Annotated in this window: 14 protein-coding genes; 12 read left to right on the top strand and 2 right to left on the bottom strand. The window is 69.5% G+C overall.

Annotation, left to right across the window (positions count from 1 at the left end):
* The first annotated feature begins 43 nt into the window (after nucleotides 1-43).
* The 3 genes from miaB to dapF all read left to right on the top strand — a co-directional run bounded on the left by miaB (nucleotide 44) and on the right by dapF (nucleotide 3743).
* Complete coding sequence (miaB, locus tag RCH22_RS09875; RefSeq protein ID WP_327015496.1) at nucleotides 44-1759, top strand: tRNA (N6-isopentenyl adenosine(37)-C2)-methylthiotransferase MiaB; 1716 nt, start codon at nucleotides 44-46, stop codon at nucleotides 1757-1759.
* Complete coding sequence (miaA, locus tag RCH22_RS09870) at nucleotides 1710-2669, top strand: tRNA (adenosine(37)-N6)-dimethylallyltransferase MiaA (protein WP_327013818.1); 960 nt, start codon at nucleotides 1710-1712, stop codon at nucleotides 2667-2669. The genes miaB and miaA overlap by 50 nt, the downstream gene beginning before the upstream one ends.
* 192 nt (nucleotides 2670-2861) lie before the next feature.
* A complete protein-coding gene (dapF, locus tag RCH22_RS09865; protein ID WP_327013817.1) occupies nucleotides 2862-3743 on the top strand; it encodes a diaminopimelate epimerase in 882 nt (293 codons plus the stop codon).
* Nucleotides 3744-3818: 75 nt separating this feature from the next.
* On the opposite strand, the gene RCH22_RS09860 is transcribed toward dapF, so the two are convergent.
* Complete coding sequence (locus RCH22_RS09860) at nucleotides 3819-4442, bottom strand: methyltransferase (protein ID WP_327013816.1); 624 nt, start codon at nucleotides 4440-4442, stop codon at nucleotides 3819-3821.
* Between the two features lie 41 nt (nucleotides 4443-4483).
* On the opposite strand from RCH22_RS09860, the gene hflX reads away from it, so the two are divergent.
* The 3 genes from hflX to metE all read left to right on the top strand — a co-directional run bounded on the left by hflX (nucleotide 4484) and on the right by metE (nucleotide 9743).
* Complete coding sequence (hflX, locus tag RCH22_RS09855) at nucleotides 4484-6043, top strand: GTPase HflX (RefSeq protein WP_327013815.1); 1560 nt, start codon at nucleotides 4484-4486, stop codon at nucleotides 6041-6043.
* Nucleotides 6044-6239: 196 nt separating this feature from the next.
* On the top strand, nucleotides 6240-7229 hold the full coding sequence (locus tag RCH22_RS09850) for a methylenetetrahydrofolate reductase (protein ID WP_134559734.1): 990 nt from the start codon (nucleotides 6240-6242) through the stop codon (nucleotides 7227-7229).
* A 174-nt stretch (nucleotides 7230-7403) separates the two neighbouring features.
* Entirely contained in the window at nucleotides 7404-9743 is a 2340-nt protein-coding gene (metE, locus tag RCH22_RS09845; protein WP_327013814.1) for a 5-methyltetrahydropteroyltriglutamate--homocysteine S-methyltransferase, read from the top strand.
* Between the two features lie 112 nt (nucleotides 9744-9855).
* On the opposite strand, the gene lexA is transcribed toward metE, so the two are convergent.
* Entirely contained in the window at nucleotides 9856-10560 is a 705-nt protein-coding gene (lexA, locus tag RCH22_RS09840; protein ID WP_327015495.1) for a transcriptional repressor LexA, read from the bottom strand.
* Between the two features lie 322 nt (nucleotides 10561-10882).
* Between lexA and RCH22_RS09835 the strand changes: the two genes are divergently transcribed.
* The 6 genes from RCH22_RS09835 to RCH22_RS09810 all read left to right on the top strand — a co-directional run bounded on the left by RCH22_RS09835 (nucleotide 10883) and on the right by RCH22_RS09810 (nucleotide 15363).
* Entirely contained in the window at nucleotides 10883-11257 is a 375-nt protein-coding gene (locus tag RCH22_RS09835; RefSeq protein WP_327013813.1) for a LysM peptidoglycan-binding domain-containing protein, read from the top strand.
* 108 nt (nucleotides 11258-11365) lie between these two features.
* Nucleotides 11366-12454 carry a histidinol-phosphate transaminase gene (locus RCH22_RS09830; RefSeq protein WP_327013812.1) on the top strand — a complete coding sequence of 363 codons (1089 nt, stop codon included), beginning with the start codon at nucleotides 11366-11368 and terminating at the stop codon, nucleotides 12452-12454.
* A 25-nt stretch (nucleotides 12455-12479) separates the two neighbouring features.
* Nucleotides 12480-13118, top strand: coding sequence for an imidazoleglycerol-phosphate dehydratase HisB (gene hisB / locus RCH22_RS09825; RefSeq protein WP_327013811.1), 639 nt, complete (start codon nucleotides 12480-12482; stop codon nucleotides 13116-13118).
* Entirely contained in the window at nucleotides 13115-13747 is a 633-nt protein-coding gene (gene hisH, locus RCH22_RS09820) for an imidazole glycerol phosphate synthase subunit HisH (RefSeq protein WP_322136131.1), read from the top strand. The genes hisB and hisH overlap by 4 nt, the downstream gene beginning before the upstream one ends.
* A 61-nt stretch (nucleotides 13748-13808) precedes the next feature.
* Nucleotides 13809-14549, top strand: a complete 741-nt coding sequence (priA, locus tag RCH22_RS09815; RefSeq protein ID WP_327013810.1) for a bifunctional 1-(5-phosphoribosyl)-5-((5-phosphoribosylamino)methylideneamino)imidazole-4-carboxamide isomerase/phosphoribosylanthranilate isomerase PriA — start codon at nucleotides 13809-13811, stop codon at nucleotides 14547-14549.
* Complete coding sequence (locus RCH22_RS09810) at nucleotides 14533-15363, top strand: SseB family protein (RefSeq protein WP_327013809.1); 831 nt, start codon at nucleotides 14533-14535, stop codon at nucleotides 15361-15363. Before priA ends, RCH22_RS09810 begins: the two co-directional genes overlap by 17 nt.
* Nucleotides 15364-15412: the final 49 nt, after the last annotated feature.

Genomic DNA, 15412 nt, shown 5'->3' with positions numbered 1-15412 from the left:
GGGAAGGTCCGGCGCGGTCGCGTAAACTGGAGTCACTATGACCATGAGCACGAAGACCCTGATCGCCCCGTCGTCGGCGGCGCGCGACGACGACGGCCGGGCGCGCACCTATGAGGTGCGCACCTTCGGCTGCCAGATGAACGTGCACGACTCCGAACGGCTGAGCGGTTCCCTCGAGGCCGCCGGGTACGTTCCCGCCGACGGGGCCGAAGCCGACATCGTCGTGCTCAACACCTGCGCGGTGCGCGAGAACGCCGACAACAAGCTCTACGGCAACCTCGGTCAGCTCGCGTCGATCAAACGGCGCCACGCCGGCATGCAGATCGCCGTCGGCGGCTGCCTCGCCCAGAAAGACAAGGACGTCATCCTCGGAAAGGCGCCCTGGGTCGACGTCGTCTTCGGAACCCACAACATGGGTGCGCTGCCGAGCCTGCTCGAACGCGCCCGGCACAACGGCGTGGCCCAGCTCGAGATCCTCGACGCCCTCGAGACCTTCCCCTCGACACTGCCGACCAAGCGCGACTCGAGCTACAGCGGCTGGGTCTCCATCTCCGTCGGCTGCAACAACACCTGCACCTTCTGCATCGTCCCCGCCCTGCGCGGCAAGGAGAAGGACCGCCGGCCGGGCGAGATCCTCGCCGAGATCCAGGCCCTCGTCGACGACGGCGCCATCGAGGTCACGCTGCTCGGCCAGAACGTCAATTCCTACGGCGTCGAATTCGGCGACCGGCTCGCCTTCAGCAAACTCCTCCGCGCCGCCGGGAAGATCGAGGGACTGGAGCGCATCCGCTTCACGAGCCCGCACCCCGCCGCGTTCACCGACGACGTCATCGAGGCCATGGCCGACACTCCCGCCGTGATGCCGCAGCTGCACATGCCGCTGCAGTCCGGTTCCGACCGGGTACTCAAGGCCATGCGCCGGTCCTACCGATCCGACCGCTTCCTCGGCATCCTGGACCGGGTTCGGGCGCGGATGCCCGATGCGGCGATCAGCACCGACATCATCGTCGGCTTCCCCGGCGAGACAGAGGAGGACTTCCAGGAGACCCTCAGGGTCGTCGAACGGGCACGGTTCGCGACGGCCTTCACCTTCCAGTACTCGATCCGCCCGGGCACACCGGCCGCGGAGATGGCCGACCAGGTGCCCAAGGAGATCGTCCAGGACCGGTACGAGCGCCTCGCAGCACTGCAGGAACGCATCTCGTGGGAAGAGAACCAGGCCGTGATCGGGCGGGAGCTCGAACTCCTCGTCGCGAACGGGGAGGGCCGCAAGGACTCGGACACCCATCGGATGAGCGGGCGTGCGCCTGACAGTCGCCTCGTGCACTTCGACGTGCCGGACGGTTCGGAGCGCCCGCGTCCCGGGGACCTCGTCACAGTGACGGTGACCCAGGCCGCACCGTTCCACCTGATCGCCGACTCCCCGGACGGGGCGCCGCTGCGCATCCGCCGGACCATGGCCGGCGACGCCTGGGACCGTGCCGAAGCGGATGCCTGCGGCGTGCCGAGCCACGCAGGTGCCTCCGCGGGTGGTGCCGTCTCGCTCGGGATGCCCACCCTCGGCCTCCGTCCCGCGGCCCCGCACACCGCGTCGCACTCTGCAACGCCGCGCTCTGCCACTCCGCATCTTGCGGCGCCCTCCGCCGCGGCTCAGGGCCCGGCCCCGGTGCCCGCCGTTCCGACCGCTGCCGGCCGGATCCCTGCCGTCAATGCCAGCTCGACCGTACCGATCTACTCCGTCGACGACGGTGAGCGCTAACCGGGTGCTTGTCGTCATCGTCGGACCGACCGGCACCGGCAAGAGCGAGCTCTCGCTCGACCTCGCCGAGAGCCTCACGGCAGAGGGCACCCCGGTCGAAATCGTCAACGCCGACGCCATGCAGCTCTATCGCGGCATGGACATCGGCACCGCCAAGCTCGGAGCCGACGAGCAGCGGGGAATCCCGCACCACCTGCTCGACGTGCTCGCCGTGACCGACGAGGCCGCGGTCGCCCGCTACCAGACCGAGGCCCGCTCGGCGATCGAGGACATCGCCGCCCGCGGGGCCGTGCCCATCCTCGTCGGCGGATCCGGGCTCTACGTCTCCTCCGTGGTCTTCGATTTCCAGTTTCCGGCCACCGACCCGGTACTGCGCGCCCGGCTCGAGGCCGACCTCGTCGAGCAGGGCCCCGGCGTGCTCTATGCGCGCCTGAAGGTCGTCGACCCCGGCGCCGCCGCCCGGATCGGCGCGAGCAACGGCCGCCGCCTCGTGCGCGCGCTCGAGGTCGTCGAACTCACCGGAGCGCCGCACCTCGCCGCCCTGCCGGGGGAGCCCGTGTACTGGCGTCCGGCCGTGACCCTCGGCTTGCGGGCGCCCCGCGAGGAACTCACCGCGCGCCTCGATGCCCGTGTCGACCGGATGTGGGCCGGCGGGCTCCTTGACGAGGTCCGTGGCCTCATCCCGGCCGGCCTCGAGACCGGGGTGACCGCGAGCCGCGCCATCGGCTACGCGCAGGCGCTCGGCCAGCTCAGCGGCCGGCTCAGCCAGGCCGAGGCGATCGAGCAGACCCAACAGCTCACCCGTCGCTACGCCCGACGGCAGGTCAGCTGGTTCAAGCGCTCACAGGACACGCACTGGATCGACTACGACGCCCCCGACCGCGTCGCGGCCGCCCGCTCGCACCTCTGACGCCCGAACCAGTTCGACGGAGATTGTGCGTTTTGGGCACGTGAGACGACGTTTGAAGCGCTTTCCGGGCAGGATCTCCGTCGAATCGGTTCGGGCGGCGGATGCCGGGCGCGAGTCGTCGAGAGCGGCCGTCGTCCCTCGGGACTCGCGGCCCGGGTCGGGAGTCCCGGGTCTGCTCCCTACACTGGTCTGATGGGCATCGATCTCAACTTCACCAAAGGCCAGGGCACGGGCAACGACTTCGTGTTGTTCGCCGATCCCGACGGGCAGATCGAACTGACCCCGGCGCAGATCCGCGCGATCTGCGACCGCCGCTTCGGCATCGGCGCGGACGGCATCATCCGCGCGGTCCGCTCGCGCAGCCTCGAGGCCGGCGCCGCAGCCCTCGCGGAGGACGACCAGGCCGAGTGGTTCATGGATTACTGGAACGCCGACGGTACCCTCTCCGAGATGTGCGGCAACGGCATCCGTGTCTATGCCCGGTTCCTCGCCGAACAGGGCCTCGCCGACGTGCCCGGCGGGGACACCCTCGTCGTCGGAACTCGCGCGGGCGTCCGTGACGTCCAGCGGAACGCTGCGGGCTACCAGGTCGACCTGGGCCGCTGGCGGCTCGACGGCGGCGAACCGCTCGTGCGTGCCCGGAACCTCGCCGTCGCCCGGCCCGGCCTAGGGATCAACGTCGGCAACCCGCACGTCGTGGTCGCCCTCGCAGACCTCGGCGAACTCGAGAGCGCAGACCTCGGCTACATTCCGCAGCTCGACCCCGAACCCGCTGACGGTGCCAATGTCGAATTCGTGGTGCCCGGCGACCCCCTGATCGTCGACGGAGTCGGGCACATCCGGATGCGCGTCCACGAACGCGGAAGCGGCGAGACGCTCTCCTGCGGCACGGGGGCCGCAGCGGCCGCCCTCGCGACCCGGCACTGGGCGGGCGCGGGAGCCCCGAACCAGTGGCGCGTCGAGGTGACCGGCGGCACGCTCGGCGTGCGGATGTTCCCGGCAGAGGACGGCGAGCACGTCGCGCTCTCCGGGCCGGCCGAGCTCGTCTACGACGGAGTCTTCCGCCTGGACTGACCCCCCTCCCGCGAAAGCGGGTGAATCGTCGGTTAGATCGCGGCTAACCGCCGATTCACCCGCTTTCGCGAACGGTTAGAGGGTGGGGTCGCCGTGGCGCTTGACGCGGAGGACACGGAAGCCCTTGCTGATCGCGAAACGGGAGACCGCGAAGTCGCGGGGGAGTTCGCCGTCGAGCCAGCGCTGCAAGGAATCGGAGCCGAGGTTGCGCTGCACGACGAGCCAGGCATCCGAATCGGGCTCGAGGCGCGGTAGCCAGCTACTCAGCAGGTTGTGCAGCTCGTTCTTGCCGACCCGGATCGGCGGGTTCGACCAGATCGTGCGGAACTGCACGTGCGGTGGAACCTGGTCGGGTGTGACGGCCGTGATGTTCGTCAGCCCGAGCTTCTCGGCATTCAGCCGCACGAGGTCGAGGGCGCGTTCGTTGACGTCGACCGCCCAGATCGTGGCGCGCGGCGAAGCGAGCGCGAGGTGGAAGCTGATCGGACCCCAGCCGCAGCCGAGGTCGAGGAAGTCGCCCCCCGGCGGCGGCGCAGGCGTGTTCTCGAGGAGTACCTTGGTGCCCGTGTCGATGTGGTCGGGACTGAACACCGAGTTGGCGGTCGTGACCTCCCGCGCCTGGCCTCCCAGGTGCACGGTCACCTGCTGCAGCCTGAGCTTACTGTCGGGTGCAGGGGTGAAGTAATGGTCGGAGGGCATAGAGGGAACCTACCGCTCTTCGAGGAAGTAAGGTTAAAGGAATGATTGAACCAGTTGAAACCCCGGACGACGATGTTGTGGCACGGGTCCTTGCCAGTGCCGATTCCAAGGCCGCCGGCTATTCCCTCTTCCGCAGCGGGAGCGCCCAGGCCCTCGACGCCGAGCCCCGCTCCGACGAACACGATGACGGCCATGACGGCGCCCAGCTCGACCGCGAAGACCGCAACGCCCTCCGCCGCGTTCCCAGCCTCTCCACCGAGCTCGAGGACGTCACCGAGGTCGAATACCGGCAGCTGCGCCTCGAAAACGTTATTCTGATCGGCCTGTACACCCAGGGCACCGTCGCGGACGCCGAGAACTCCATGCGCGAACTCGCTGCCCTCGCCGAGACGGCGGGCGCCACCGTGCTCGACGGCCTCATGCAGCGCCGCGCCACCCCGGACACGAGCACCTACCTCGGCAAGGGCAAGGCGCAGGAACTCGCCGGCATCGTCAAGGCCCTCGGCGCTGACACCGTCATCGCCGACACCGAACTCGCGCCCAGCCAGCGACGCGCCCTCGAGGACGTCGTCAAGGTCAAGGTCATCGATCGCACCGCCACGATCCTCGACATCTTCAGCCAGCACGCCAAGAGCAGGGAGGGCAAGGCCCAGGTCGAACTCGCCCAGCTCGAATACCTGCTGCCCCGCCTCCGAGGCTGGGGCGACTCGATGTCGCGCCAGGCCGGTGGCCAGGTCGGCGGAACCGGTGCCGGAATGGGTTCCCGCGGCCCCGGCGAGACGAAGATCGAACTCGACCGTCGTCGCATCCACACCCGGATGTCCCGGCTGCGCAAGCAGATCCTGGCCATGAAGCCAGCCCGCGAGGCCAAGCGCGCCAACCGCAAGCGCAACGCCGTGCCCTCCGTCGCCATCGTCGGATACACGAACGCCGGCAAGTCGAGCCTGCTGAACCGGATCACCCGGGCCGGCGTGCTCGTCGAGAACTCCCTCTTCGCCACGCTCGACGCGACCGTGCGGAAGTCGACCACGAGCGACGGGCGCCTGTACACGCTGACCGACACCGTCGGCTTCGTCCGCAACCTGCCGCACCAACTCGTCGAGGCCTTCCGGTCGACCCTTGAAGAGGTCGCCGACGCCGACGTCATCGTGCACGTCGTCGACGCCTCCCATCCCGACCCGGCGAGCCAGCTCGCGACGGTCCGCGAGGTCATCGGTGAGGTCGGCGCCCGGGAGATCCCTGAGCTCGTCGTCTTCAACAAGAGCGACCTCGTCACCGACGACGATCGTCTCGTGCTGCGCGGCCTCTGGCCGAAGGGCATCTTCGTCTCCACTCGCACGGGTGAGGGCGTCGAGGAGGTGCTCGCCGCGATCGCCGGACTGCTTCCGCGCCCCTCCATCGAACTCGACCTGCTCATTCCCTACGAGCGCGGCGACCTGATCGCGATGCTGCACGCCCAGGGCACGGTGCTCACGACGGACTACGCCGAAACCGGCACCCGGGTGCGCGCCCTCGTTACGACGGAGATCCAGTCCCAGTTCGCACCGTTCGCCGTCGCACCGGTGGCCGCTGTGCCCGCCGTCGCAAGCGGAACCAGGTAACGAACGGTCACACTCGTGCAATCCGATTAAGGGATTGCTAGAGTTTTCTTCAATCGTTGCCGACGGATTTCTTCCGCCGGCATGGTGCGACAGCCGAGCCCGGCACCCGCCCGCGAACACCCGCCAGGGCTTCCTGGCGGTCCGCGGCCGCCCGGCCATTCAGTGCACACACTGGCTACTGTCGAATGAGGAATGAATGTCCACTCCAACGGACTCCGCCCGCACACGGCGCATCCCCTTCTCGTTCGAGCTGTATCCGCCCAAGACGGATGCTGCAGCATCCGCTCTCGCGACGACGATCGACCATCTCGCGGCGGCGGGCCCCGACTTCCTCTCGGTCACCTACGGAGCCAACGGATCCTCACGCCGCTCCTCGCTCGACGTGCTCAGCCGCATCCTCCGCACGACGAACGTCGAAGCGATGGCCCACCTCACCTGCGTCGGTTCCACCCACGACGAGGCGAACCGGCTGATCCGCGAGTTCCTCGACGCGGGAGTGCGCAGCTTCCTCGCCCTCCGCGGCGACCCGCCTGCCGGCACGAAGGAGGGCGAGGCGTTCCTCGGCGACTTCGGCAGCGCCGCCGAACTCGTGCAGCTCATCCACCGGGTTCAGGCCGAGAAATCGCCATACCGCGAGACGATCATCCCCGGTATCCCCGCCGCACGCGCCGTCAAGCCCGGCCACGAGAAGGTGCGGATCGCCGTCGCGGCGTTCCCGAACGGCCACCCCCGGTCACGCTCATCGGCGCAGGATATCGATACCCTGCTCGCCAAGCAGGCCGCGGGCGCGAACCTCGGCATCACCCAGCTCTTCTTCCACGCCGACCACTTCCTGAGCTTCGTCCAGCGCGCCAGGGAGGCCGGAGTGCTCTTCCCGATCCTGCCCGGCATCATGCCGGTGACCAGCCCGGCCAGGCTGCGGCGGATCATCGAACTCTCCGGTGAGCAGATGCCCGCAGACCTGTCCATCCGGCTCGAGATCGAACCGACCAAGGAGGGACAGCGCGAGATCGGCATCCAGCACGCCGTCGACCTCGCCAGCCAGGTGATCGCCGGCGGCGCCCCCGGGCTGCACCTCTACGCCTTCAACCAGCACGAAACCGTACTGGAGGTACTCGACGGCTGCGGCCTGCTCGGCGCGCCGGCTCCGGTCCGGACGCCGACGGCACTGCCCACGATCGTGTAACCCGGCCTGGCGCCCTGCCCCGGTCGCCATCGCCATCATCGCTCCCGCTCCGCCGAACGCCGTACGGGCGCCTCGGGTTTCCGTCGCGCCAGAAAGCACCCGGCCCGCCGCGGCATCCGCCCCACACACCACCCGCCAGCATCCGCTGCACCGCCCAACCGCAAAGGAAACGTTATGACCAGCACTGCCCCGTTCCCCGCAGGCACCATCCTCGGCTACCCGCGCATCGGCCCGCGCCGCGAACTCAAGAAGGCCGTCGAATCTTTCTGGGCCGGCACGTCGAGCGCCGCCGAACTCGAGGCCGCCGCGGCCGGACTCCGCCAGGCCACCCGCGACCGCCTCGCCGCCCTCGGCCTCGGCCGCACCGACTCCGCCATCCCGGAGTCGTTCTCCTACTACGACCAGATGCTCGACGCGCTGTGCGCGGTCGGCGCCGTGCCCGCCCGCTTCGCCGGACTCGTCGACGCCGACGGGCACATCGACCTCGCCGGTTACTTCACCCTCGCCCGCGGCGAGGGGGACAGCCTCCCGCTCGAGATGACCAAGTGGTTCGACTCGAACTACCACTACCTCGTGCCCGAGATCGGTCCGGAAACGGAGTTCTCCCTCTCGAGTGACCGCATCGTGAGCGAATTCGAGGAGGCACGCGCGGCCGGCTACCTGACCCGGCCCGTCATCGTCGGGCCGGTCACCTTCCTGCTGCTCAGCAAGCCGAGCGACGAAGCCCCCGCGGGCTTCGAGCCCATCGACCGGATCGAGGACCTCATTCCCGTGTACGCGACCTTGTTGCAGCGCCTCGCCGCCGCCGGTGCCGAGTGGGTGCAGCTCGACGAACCCGGCCTCGTCAGCGAGAGCATCCACGTGCCCCGCGCTGAGACCCTCAGCGCCGTGCAGTGGGCGTATGGGACTCTCGGGCACCTCGCCCAGCGCCCGGCGATCTTCGTCGCCGCTCCCTACGGTAGCCTCGGCGACGCCCTCCCCGTACTCGCCGCCGCACCGATCGAGGCCATCGGCCTTGATCTCGTCCGCGGCACGCTCCCCGAGACGGCCCAGGGGCTCGACGGGAAGACCCTCGTCGCCGGTGTCATCGACGGGCACAACATCTGGCGCGGTGACCTGGCGGATGCATTCGCTCAGCTCACCGGGGCCGGCACCCTGTCGGCGCGGGTCACCGTCTCGACCTCGACGAGCCTCCAGCACGTCCCGCACACCGTCGCCGACGAGACCGCGCTCGGCGCCGAACTGGTGAGCTGGCTCGCCTTCGCCGACGAGAAGGTCGGCCAGGTTGTGACCCTCGCCCGCGGCCTGGCCGACGGTCGGGAGGCCATCACGGCCGAACTGGACGCCGCGACCGCCGCACTCGCCGCCCGCAGCGCCGCCCCCGGCGTCCGCGACGGTGCCGTGAGGGCCCGTGCCGCGGAGCTCACGGACGCCTCGTACAGCCGAGGCGTTTACGCCGACAGGCTCGCCGCCCAGGAGACCGCACTCGCGCTGCCCTTCCTGCCGACGACGACCATCGGCTCCTTCCCGCAGACCGGGGAGATCCGCCGTGCCCGCGCCCGCTTCCTCACCGGAGTGCTCAGCGCAGCCGAATACCGCGACCTGATGCGCGCGGAGATCGCCCGGGTCGTCGCCCTGCAGGAGGAGATCGGCCTCGACGTGCTCGTGCACGGCGAACCCGAGCGCAACGACATGGTGCAATACTTCGCCGAGAACCTCGACGGCTTCGCGGTCACCGAGAACGGCTGGGTCCAGTCCTACGGCAGCCGCTGCACCCGCCCGTCCATCCTGTGGGGCGATGTCTCCCGCCCGAAACCGATCACCGTCGAGTGGTCGACCTACACGCAGGGGCTGACGGAGAAGCCGGTCAAGGGCATGTTGACCGGACCGGTCACCATCCTCGCCTGGTCCTTCGTGCGCGACGACCAGCCCCTCGGCGAGACGGCGCGCCAGGTCGCTCTCGCCCTCCGCGACGAGATCGCCGACCTCGAGGCCGCCGGAATCGGCATCATCCAGGTCGACGAGCCGGCCCTGCGCGAACTGCTTCCGCTCAAGAAGGCCGGCCACGCCGACTACCTCGACTGGTCCGTCGGCTCGTTCCGGCTCGCGACCGCCGGGGTGCAGGACGCGACCCAGATCCACACCCACCTCTGCTACTCCGAGTTCGGCGTCGTGCTCGAGGCGATCCGCGCTCTCGACGCCGACGTGACGAGCATCGAGGCGGCCCGCTCCCGGATGGAGGTCGTGACGGACATCCAGGCCAACGGCTTCGACCACGGCATCGGCCCGGGTGTCTACGACATCCACTCGCCGCGGGTGCCGGGCGTTGCCGAGCTGACGGAGCTGCTCGACCGTGCCGTCGCCGCCATCCCGACCGGTCAGGTCTGGGTGAACCCGGATTGCGGGCTCAAGACCCGCGGCTACACGGAGACGGTCGAGTCTCTCGGAAACATGATCGAGGCCACCCGCATCGTGCGCGCCCGCCTCGCCGCAGGCATCCCCGCCCTCGCCTGATCCTCTTCGCGGCGAACACCCACCGCGCGAGATGCACCATTTCCGCCGCTTCGCGCCAGGCATGCCTGGCGCGAAGCGGCGCAGTTGGCGCGCACGGGGGAATTACAGGGGACTACAGGGACCGCAGGACGGCGACGATCTTGCCGAGGATCTCGGCGTGGTCACCGAGGATCGGCTCGAAGTTGGTGTTCCTCGGCAGCAGCCAGGTGTGGCCGTCACGCTGCCGGAAGACCTTCACCGTCGCCTCGCCATCGAGCATCGCGGCGACGATCTCGCCGTTCTCCGCGGTCTTCTGCTGGCGGACGACGACCCAGTCGCCGTCCATAATCGCGGCGTCGATCATCGATTCGCCGACGACCTTGAGCATGAACAGCTCGCCCTTGCCGACAAGCTGGCGCGGGAGCGGGAAGATCTCGTCGACCTGCTGGTCGGCCATGATCGGAACACCGGCCGCGATCCGCCCGACGAGCGGCACCATTGCCGCGTCGCCCACCGGGGTTCCCTGCTGGAAGTTCTCCGCGGCGCCGGCCGCGGTGTCCTCTGGCGACTGCGGCAGCTCGATCAGGACCTCGAGCGCCCGGGGCCGGTTCGGGTCCCTGCGCAGGTAGCCGCTCAGCTGGAGTTGGTTGAGCTGGTGGGTGACGCTCGACAGCGACGACAGGCCGACGGCGTCACCGATCTCCCGCATGCTCGGTGGATAGCCGCGCTGGCCGACAGATCGCTGGATCACGTCCATGATCGCGCGCTGCTTGTCGCTGAGGCTCTTCCTCCGACGTGTTCCGCCTCGTTCGGGGGAACTGCCGGTGAACGGGGTCACGCTGTCCGGGGTCACGCTGTCCTGGGTCACGATGTCGCTCCTGTCGGTGGCGGTGGGCGGTGGCGGGCGGTCGCCCCGGCGGATGCCGTGAGGCGACCGTATCCAAATGTCAGTGGTCGCTGGTTGAGTTCACACCAGTCAATCGAAACTGTAACCAGCTTGGGGCGAAGTACAGACATTCATTCGAGTGTGTCGTGTACTTCACCCCGATAATAACCGGAGAAAGTCTTGATTGTTCGAACAATCGAATATATATTCGGAACATAGCTTCGTATCCGGCTCTCCCGGCCGAGAGCCGGATACGAATACACAGGAGGCAGACATGAACACAACAATCGAGCTGGCCCCGGGGGCGCACACCCGGCTGCGCATCACCCGGCGCGGTCGTGCCGTGCTGACCGCGATCGCCGGCGTCCCCCTCGTCGTCGGCGCGCTTGCCCTCGCCCTCAACGGCGGACTCGCCGCCGCAGACGGCAGCACCTTGAGCGGCAGCAGCATGAGCGCCGACACGGGCGGAAGTGCGACGACGTTCGACTACGTCACGATCCAGTCGGGCCAGTCGTTGTGGCAGCTTGCCGAGCGCATCGCCCCCTCTGCCGATCCGCGCGAGGTGATCGCCGAGATCGTCAACCTGAACCAGCTGCCCTCTGAGAGCGTGCAGCCGGGCCAACGACTGGCCCTCCCGGCCGAATACTGAGCAAGCCGGATAGTGAGCAAGTCGGATACTGAAGCACCGGAGTACTGAGCAAGCCGAATACTGAACCACGGGCAATATGACCCGCCGGTGCTGAGGCCCATCGGTAATATGGGGGGAGTGACCAGTCTCAACGACCTGCCCCTCCGCGACAATCTTCGCGGGCTCACTCCCTATGGGGCGCCGCAGCTGCACGTGCCGGTCGCACTCAACGTGAATGAGAACACCCACGGCATCCCCGAGGACGTGGCCGTTGACATCGCCGCAGCACTGGCCGCCGCGATCCGGGGGATCAACCGGTACCCGGACCGGGAATTCACGGAACTGCGCGAGGCGATGGCCCGCTACCTCGGACACGGTCTCACCCGTCAGAACATCTGGGCCGCCAACGGCTCCAACGAGGTTCTCCAGCAGGTGCTGCAGGCCTTCGGCGGGCCGGGACGCACCCTCCTCGGTTTCGCCCCCACCTACTCGATGTACCCGTTGCTCGCCTCGGGAACCGGAACGCGCTGGGTCGCCGGTGACCGCGACGCCGACTTCGAACTCACCCCGAAGCGCGCCGTCGACTGGGTCAACCGGGTCAATCCCGACCTCGTCTTCCTGTGCTCCCCGAACAACCCGACCGGCACCCCGCTCTCTCTCGAAGTGATCGCCGCCGTCTACGACGCCTGTGACGGCATCGTGGTCGTCGACGAGGCCTACGCCGAATTCGCTCCGGTGGGGACGGCATCCGCTCTCACCCTGCTGCCCGGCCGGGAACGCCTGCTGGTCTCCCGCACGATGAGCAAGGCCTTTGCGTTCGCCGGGGCCCGGGTGGGCTACCTCGCCGCCGACCCGGCCGTGACGGATGCGCTGCGGCTCGTGCGCCTGCCGTACCACCTCTCCGCGCTGACCCAGGCCGCGGCCGTCGCCGCTTTCGCGCACACGACGGAGATGCTGCGCATGGTCGACGACATCCGCGGCCAGCGCGACCGCCTCGTCACCGAACTGCACCGGCTGGGCTACCGCCCCTTGCGGAGCTGGAGCAATTTCGTGCTGTTCGGCGGGGTCTCCGACCCGCGCGGAACCTTCGAGGCTCTGCTCGCCGAGGGCATCCTCGTGCGCGACGTCGGGATCCCCGGCCACCTGCGGGTCACGGCCGGCACCGAGCGCGAGACGAGCGTATTCCTCGACGCCCTCGAAGCACTGGGCCACGCGTAACCGCCCGGGCCAATAAACTAGCCGCATGAGCTCACAGTCACCGGCCGCACAGTCATCGACCGCACAGGCCCGCATCGCGCACCTGCAGCGGGAGACGAGCGAGTCGAGCATCGACCTGACGATCAACCTCGACGGCACCGGCGTCTCTGACATTCACACCTCGGTGCCGTTCTACGACCACCTGCTCACCGCGTTCGCCAAGCACTCCCTGACCGACCTAACCGTGCGGGCGTCGGGGGACATCGAGATCGATGTGCACCACACCGTCGAAGACGTCGCCATCGTGCTCGGACTCGCCATCCGGCAGGCGCTCGGTGACAAGTCCGGCATCTCCCGCTACGGCGACGCGCTCGTGCCCCTCGACGACGCCCTCGCCCAGGCTGTCGTCGACATCTCCGGCCGTCCGTACCTCGTGCACACCGGGGAGCCTGCCGGCTTCGAGTTCCACCTCATCGGCGGGCACTTCACCGGCTCGATGGTGCGCCACGTCTTCGAGGCGATCGCATTCAACGCGGCCCTCACCGTGCACGTCACCGTGCTCGGCGGTCGTGACCCGCACCACATTGCCGAGGCCGAATTCAAGGCCTTCGCCCGCGCGTTCCGCCAGGCCAAGGCCTACGACCCGCTCGTCTCCGGCATCCCCTCGACCAAGGGCGCCTTGTGACGAGCGTCGTCGTCTTCGACTACGGCACGGGAAACGTGCACTCGGCCGTCAAGGCTCTCGAACTCGCCGGCGCCGACGTGACCCTGACGAGCGACCGCCGCACAGCCCTCGAGGCTTCCGGCCTCGTCGTGCCCGGCGTCGGAGCGTTCAGCGCCGTGATGAGCGCCCTCACCGCCGTGCGCGGCGACGAGATCGTCGACCGCCGCATCGCCGGGGGACGGCCGGTGCTCGGCATCTGCGTCGGCATGCAGGTCCTGTTCGAGCACGGCGTCGAACGCGGCTCGGACACCGAGGGACTCGGCGAATGGCCAGGCACCGTCGCCCAGCTGCCCGCCAAGATCCTGCCGCACATGGGCTGGAACACCGTCACCCCCGACCCGGACTCGCGCCTCTTCGCCGGGATCGAGGACGAGCGGTTCTACTTCGTGCACTCCTTCGCCGCCCAGGAGTGGACGCTCGAGGTCACGCCGCCGTTCCCGCGGCCCCGGCTCACCTGGGCGGAACATGGCGGACCGTTCCTCGCCGCTGTCGAGAACGGACCGCTCTCCGCGACCCAGTTCCACCCGGAGAAATCGGGCGAGGCCGGCATCCGCCTGCTGAAGAACTGGATCGGCACCCTGCGGGACTGACCGTCCCCTCTCGCTTTTGTTCGGCGGCCCGGCCGCACCCATCCCTGATCTGAGGACTACCGTGACTGAAACCACCACCCGCCTCGTCCTGCTCCCGGCTGTCGACGTCGCGGACGGCAAGGCCGTGCGCCTCACCCAGGGCGAGGCCGGGACCGAGACCAACTACGGCGACCCCGTCGACGCCGCCCTCGACTGGGCGAGGCAGGGCGCCGAGTGGATCCACCTCGTCGACCTCGACGCGGCCTTCGGGCGCGGCACGAATACCGACGTGATCAGCCGGGTCATCCGCGAGGTCTCCGGAGTCAAGATCGAACTGTCCGGCGGGATCCGCGACGACGCCTCCCTGCACGCGGCGCTCGGCGCGGGCGTCAGCCGGATCAACCTCGGCACGGCGGCCCTGGAGAACCCGGACTGGGCTGGCCGCGTGATCGCCGAACACGGTGACCAGGTCGCCGTCGGCCTGGACGTGCGCGGCACGACCCTTGCCGCCCGCGGTTGGACGAAGGAGGGCGGCGACCTCTGGGAGGTGCTCGCCCGCCTCGAGGAAGCGGGCTGCTCCCGTTACGTCGTGACCGACGTCACCAAGGACGGTACTCTGCAGGGTCCGAACCTCGACCTGCTCCGGCAGGTGCTCGCGCACACCGACCGTCCCGTCGTCGCCTCCGGCGGCATCTCGAGCCTGGCCGACCTCGTCGCCCTGCGCGAGCTGGTCCCGCTCGGACTCGAGGGCGCGATCGTGGGCAAGGCGCTCTACGCGGGCGCCTTCACCCTCGGTGAGGCCCTGGATGTCGCCGGCCGTTAATCTCGGATCGACCGGCCTCCCCGGGGGCCCAGAAGGCCAGGGCGGCCCCGGTCGCGCCGGCGTCCCTGCCGACTCCGCCGGGCAGCCCTGGGCCGGCCGTGCCTTCGAAGCCAACGACCACGCCGACGACGACGGATCGGCCCCGCTCGACCTCCTCGCCGCCCTCGCCCGCTACCGCGACCGGGAGTCCGGGGAGGAGGCCGTCGTCGACGCGATCCGCTCGTCCCGGCTGCTGATCCCGCTCGTGACGGCGCTCGGCGACGCCGGGCACACCGACGCCGGTCTCCTCGTCGACAAGACCCAGGAACTCTCGGTCATCACGGTCGCCGGACCGGACGGTCGGAACGTGCTCCCGGTGTTCACCTCGGCCGAAGCCATGGCCGCGTGGAACAGTGCGGCGCGGCCGGTGCCGGCCGACGGCATCCGGATCGCCCTCGCCGCTGCGCAGGAGAACACCGACCTCGTCGTGCTCGACCCGACCGCGCCGACCGAATACGTCGTGCGGCGGCCGGCCCTGTGGGCGATCGCCCAGGGCCAGCCGTGGACGCCGAGCTACGCGAGCCGTGCCGTCGCCGACGCCTTCGCGGCGTCGATCACGAGCGAGCTGAGCGTGCTCGGCGTCGCGCTCTCAGCCGGCGACCCGCTCGGCCGGCTCGCCGGGCCAGAGCTCGTGGTGCGCCTCGAGCTCGTCGACGGCCTGACCCGCGCCGAACTCGACGCGACGCTCGCCCGCCTCGCCGCGCGCTGGTCGGCGAACGACACGATCGCCACCCAGGTCGATTCCCTGCGCGTGCAGCTCGCCGCGTCGAGCTGACCGGGCCGGTCGCTGCGTACACGGGCCGATTGTCAGGGGTGGGCGGGAA

Source organism: Cryobacterium sp. GrIS_2_6 (genome assembly GCF_035984545.1).
GTDB lineage: Bacteria > Actinomycetota > Actinomycetes > Actinomycetales > Microbacteriaceae > Cryobacterium.
The sequence above is the reverse complement of the archived record's forward strand: the minus strand, read 5'-3'. Positions and strand labels throughout refer to the sequence as shown.

Excerpts from the sequence above, each read along its gene's own strand:
- metE (WP_327013814.1), top strand. The coding sequence starts at position 7,404 with ATGACCAGCACTGCCCCGTTCCCCGCAGGCACCATCCTCGGCTACCCG.
- RCH22_RS09830 (WP_327013812.1), top strand. The coding sequence starts at position 11,366 with ATGGGGGGAGTGACCAGTCTCAACGACCTGCCCCTCCGCGACAATCTT.
- miaB (WP_327015496.1), top strand. The coding sequence starts at position 44 with ATGAGCACGAAGACCCTGATCGCCCCGTCGTCGGCGGCGCGCGACGAC.
- RCH22_RS09835 (WP_327013813.1), top strand. The coding sequence starts at position 10,883 with ATGAACACAACAATCGAGCTGGCCCCGGGGGCGCACACCCGGCTGCGC.
- hisB (WP_327013811.1), top strand. The coding sequence starts at position 12,480 with ATGAGCTCACAGTCACCGGCCGCACAGTCATCGACCGCACAGGCCCGC.
- RCH22_RS09860 (WP_327013816.1), bottom strand. The coding sequence starts at position 4,442 with ATGCCCTCCGACCATTACTTCACCCCTGCACCCGACAGTAAGCTCAGG.
- miaA (WP_327013818.1), top strand. The coding sequence starts at position 1,710 with ATGCCAGCTCGACCGTACCGATCTACTCCGTCGACGACGGTGAGCGCT.
- hflX (WP_327013815.1), top strand. The coding sequence starts at position 4,484 with ATGATTGAACCAGTTGAAACCCCGGACGACGATGTTGTGGCACGGGTC.
- dapF (WP_327013817.1), top strand. The coding sequence starts at position 2,862 with ATGGGCATCGATCTCAACTTCACCAAAGGCCAGGGCACGGGCAACGAC.
- RCH22_RS09850 (WP_134559734.1), top strand. The coding sequence starts at position 6,240 with ATGTCCACTCCAACGGACTCCGCCCGCACACGGCGCATCCCCTTCTCG.
- RCH22_RS09810 (WP_327013809.1), top strand. The coding sequence starts at position 14,533 with ATGTCGCCGGCCGTTAATCTCGGATCGACCGGCCTCCCCGGGGGCCCA.